Raw genomic sequence first — 3,353 nt, forward strand, 5'->3', positions numbered from 1 at the left:
ACCAGCCGGCCGGGGGCAGCTGCCGGTCGGGCCGGGCCTGCGCCTGCCCGCCGGCGTCCGGCCGACCGGCGGCGTCACCGAACTGCTGGTCGTAGCCGTACTGGGGGCTCGTCTGGTCATTGCGGGAATCTTCGCTCACGCCCTCAAGAATGCCATGGCGCGGGTCGCCCCGGCACCCGTCCGCAGCCGGGGCCGTCGAGTGCGGACGGCTCAGGCCGGGTCGTGCACCGGTCCGGTGCGCACCGCGGAGACCAGGCCGATGACGGCGGCTGCGGTCGTCACGGCGAGCACCGAACCGAAGACGATCGGCCAGTCGCCGGTGGGCGAGCCGATCGCATAGGCCGAGCCGGCGACACCGGTGATGAGCGAGTTGAGCAGGCCCTCGGAGACCTGCAGGGACGAGGTGGAGCGGCCGAGCACCGCCGGGTCGGACAGGGCCATGACGGCCAGCGAGGTGCTCGACGCGACGAGGCCCATGCCGAAGCCGCCGATGCCGTAGCCGATGATCAGCACGGGGACCGGCAGGGCCCTGGCCAGGGCGCAGACGAGCATGAGGGCGACACCGCCGGTGCACAGCCAGGCGCCCAGGACGATGATCCGGTCGCGGCGCATCCGTCCGCGCATCCACCGCTGGGACTGCGCCCACGAGCTGAGGGCCCAGGTGATCGAGCCGGTGCACAGGATGAGGCTCGAACGCCCGAGGTTCATGCCGTGCTCCTGGGTGAGGATGAGCAGCAGGTAGGTCTCGGAGGCGATGAAGGCGCCGTTCTCCAGGCCGCGGGTGGCCATGACCGAGGGCAGTCCCCTGCCCAGGCGCAGGAAGCCGGCAGGCATGAGCGCCGGGATCGCCAGGCGCACCAGCAGGACGAGGGCCATCAGCGCGACGATCACGGACACCCGGTCGAGGCGGTGCCCGGCGTACTGGATCATCGCGGCGCCGAGCGCGGCGCAGGCGGCCGCCCACAGCGGGACCGGCGCACCGGCCGGGTCGTCCGCGCGCTCGACGATGGCGGCGCGGTCGCGCTCGCGCACCCGCATGAGCGGCGCCCAGCCGATGCCCAGCGCGAAGACGACGACGGGGATGAGGCCCCAGAAGACCCAGTGCCAGCCGAGGCGCTCGGTGACGAAGGCCGCCACCGGCGGGCCGGCGAAGCTCGGCAGGACCCAGCAGAACGAGAAGGCCGACATCATGGCCGGCTTGCGCTCGTCGTCGAAGACGCGGCCGATGAGCACCATGAGGGCGACATTGGCCAGGCCCGCGCCGAGGCCCTGCACCGCGCGCATGACCAGCAGCATGTGCATCGACACGGAGGCCCCCGCGCCGATCAGACCGGCGGTGAAGACGGCCATGCCGCCGGCCATCGGGGCGACCGAGCCGATCCGGTCGCACAGGCGCCCGCCGATGACGATGGCCATCACCTGGAAGATCATGAAGGTCGTGAAGGCGTAGTCGTACAGGTCCATGCGGCCGAACCGCGAGGCGGCGGCCGGCATGGCCGTCAGTGTGCCGTAGCTCTCGAACGCGGTGGCCAGGACGGCGGTGAGGATGCCGACGACGAGCAGGCGGCTCGCGCCGGGCGCGGGGGTCCTCGGGATTCGGCTGGTCACGACCGCCCATCAAATCATGCCCCGCCAACCGGGCCGGCCGCCGGCGGGCCCCGCAGCTTGGCGGATGTGGGACGATGGGGCCATGAGTCAGTTGGCACCGGGGTCCGAAACCGTCGTCGAGGAGCGCGCCCAGCCCGCCTACGAGGAAGGCGACGAGGAGCGCTTCAGCCACTACGTCCCCAAGGCGAAGCTCACCGAGGCCCTCGTCATGGGCACGCCCGTCGTGGCCCTGTGCGGGAAGGTCTGGGTGCCCACGCGCAATCCCGACCGCTTCCCGGTGTGCCCGACCTGCAAGGAGATCTGGGAGCGGATGAGGCCGGGCGAGGACAAGGGCCCCGACCGCTGATCGGCCTTCAGAACCTGCGCCGGGTCGGGCGGTAGCCGGAGCGTCTGATGTCGGGCTCCAGGTAGATGTACTCGCAGCGCGGCTCGCAGCCGCGCACATTGCGTTCGGCGGCGTCGATGACGGCCGCGATGTACTCGGCGCTCTCGGTGCGGGCGACGGCGATCTTGGCGGCGACCAGGATCTGTTCGGGGCCGGTGTGCACCGTCTTCATGTGGATGACGCCCTCGACGCCGGGCGTGCTCATCAGGACACCGGTGATGCGGCTCTCGGCCTCGGAGCCGGCGGACTCGCCGAGCAGCAGCGACTGCATCTCACGGCCGAGCAGGACCGCGACGGCGACCAGCAGCACCCCGATGAGGCCCGAGCCGATGCAGTCGAAGACGCCGTTGCCGGTGACGAGGGTCAGGACGATGCCGATGAAGGCCAGGACCAGGCCGGCCAGGGCGGCGGTGTCCTCGAGCAGGACGGCCGGGAGCTCGGGCGACTTGGTGGCCCGGACGAAGCCGATGAGGCCCTTGCCCCTGCGCTGCTCGCGGGTCTCGGCCAGGGCCGTGCGCAGGCTGAGGGACTCGGCGACGGCGCTGACGAGCAGCACAGCGACCGGCACCCACCACCAGCGGGAGCCCATCATCTCGTCCTCGTGGCCGGCGAGCACCTCGGCGGCCTTGTGGAGGGCCTCGTAGATGGCGAACAGGCCGCCGACGCTGAACAGGATGACCGAGACCAGGAAGGCGTTGATGTAGCGCTGGCGGCCGTAGCCGAACGGGTGCACGGCGTTGGCCCGGCGGGCGCCCTGCCTGCCGCCGACGAGCAGCAGTACCTGGTTGCCGGTGTCGGCCAGCGAGTGGATGGCCTCGGACAGCATCGAGCTGGCGCCGGTGAGGAGCCAGGCGATGAACTTGGTGGCGGCGATCGCCAGATTGGCGGCGAGCGCCGCGATGGTGGCCTTGGTGCCGCCTTCTTCACTCATGTGCGTCAGGGCCTTCGATCGTGGTTCGAGGGTAGGGGCGCGGGGCTCCGCGCGCCGGTCATCCATTGTTCACCCCCGCCGGGGCCGGGCGGCGAGGGATTCATCCGTCCCGGCCGGACAGGCCCAGCTCGAGGTAGACGGCGCCGTACAGCCCCTTCTGGCGGAGCGTGACGTATCGGTCGAGCGCTCCCCCGTCGGTGGCCCTGACGGTGCACACGCGCACGTCGTGCAGGCCCGCCGAGGCGACCAGGCGGTCCCGCTGCTCGTCGATGGACGGGCCGTGCTCGTCGTCGTCGAAGACCACGAGCACCGGGCGCAGCTCGGTGGGGCCGTCGTCGGGGTCGGCGAAGGGGTCCCGCCTGGGCGCGCCCTCGATGACCGGCAGCAGCTCGGCGCTGACGGCGGCCAGCGCGGGGCGGCCGCTCACGC

The 3,353-nt window shown here is 72.1% G+C and carries 3 protein-coding genes and 1 pseudogene; 1 reads left to right on the top strand and 3 read right to left on the bottom strand.

Annotated elements, in window-relative coordinates; translation table 11 throughout:
- Positions 1–210: 210 nt before the first annotated feature.
- Positions 211–1,608, bottom strand: coding sequence for an MFS transporter (locus tag R2N01_RS11255; protein WP_316671242.1), 1,398 nt, complete (start codon positions 1,606–1,608; stop codon positions 211–213).
- A gap of 82 nt (positions 1,609–1,690) precedes the next feature.
- On the opposite strand from R2N01_RS11255, the gene R2N01_RS11260 reads away from it, so the two are divergent.
- On the top strand, positions 1,691–1,954 hold the full coding sequence (locus R2N01_RS11260; protein ID WP_316671244.1) for a DUF3039 domain-containing protein: 264 nt from the start codon (positions 1,691–1,693) through the stop codon (positions 1,952–1,954).
- A 7-nt stretch (positions 1,955–1,961) separates the two neighbouring features.
- On the opposite strand, the gene R2N01_RS11265 is transcribed toward R2N01_RS11260, so the two are convergent.
- Both R2N01_RS11265 and R2N01_RS11270 read right to left on the bottom strand, forming a co-directional pair.
- The gene (locus R2N01_RS11265; RefSeq protein WP_316671245.1) at positions 1,962–2,924 is read right to left on the bottom strand and encodes a cation diffusion facilitator family transporter; all 963 of its coding nucleotides are present in this window, start codon (positions 2,922–2,924) and stop codon (positions 1,962–1,964) included.
- A gap of 100 nt (positions 2,925–3,024) precedes the next feature.
- Positions 3,025–3,353: pseudogene (locus tag R2N01_RS11270) on the bottom strand (hypothetical protein); the annotation flags it as partial.

This window comes from uncultured Propionibacterium sp., from assembly GCF_963539965.1.
Classification (GTDB): domain Bacteria; phylum Actinomycetota; class Actinomycetes; order Propionibacteriales; family Propionibacteriaceae; genus Propionibacterium.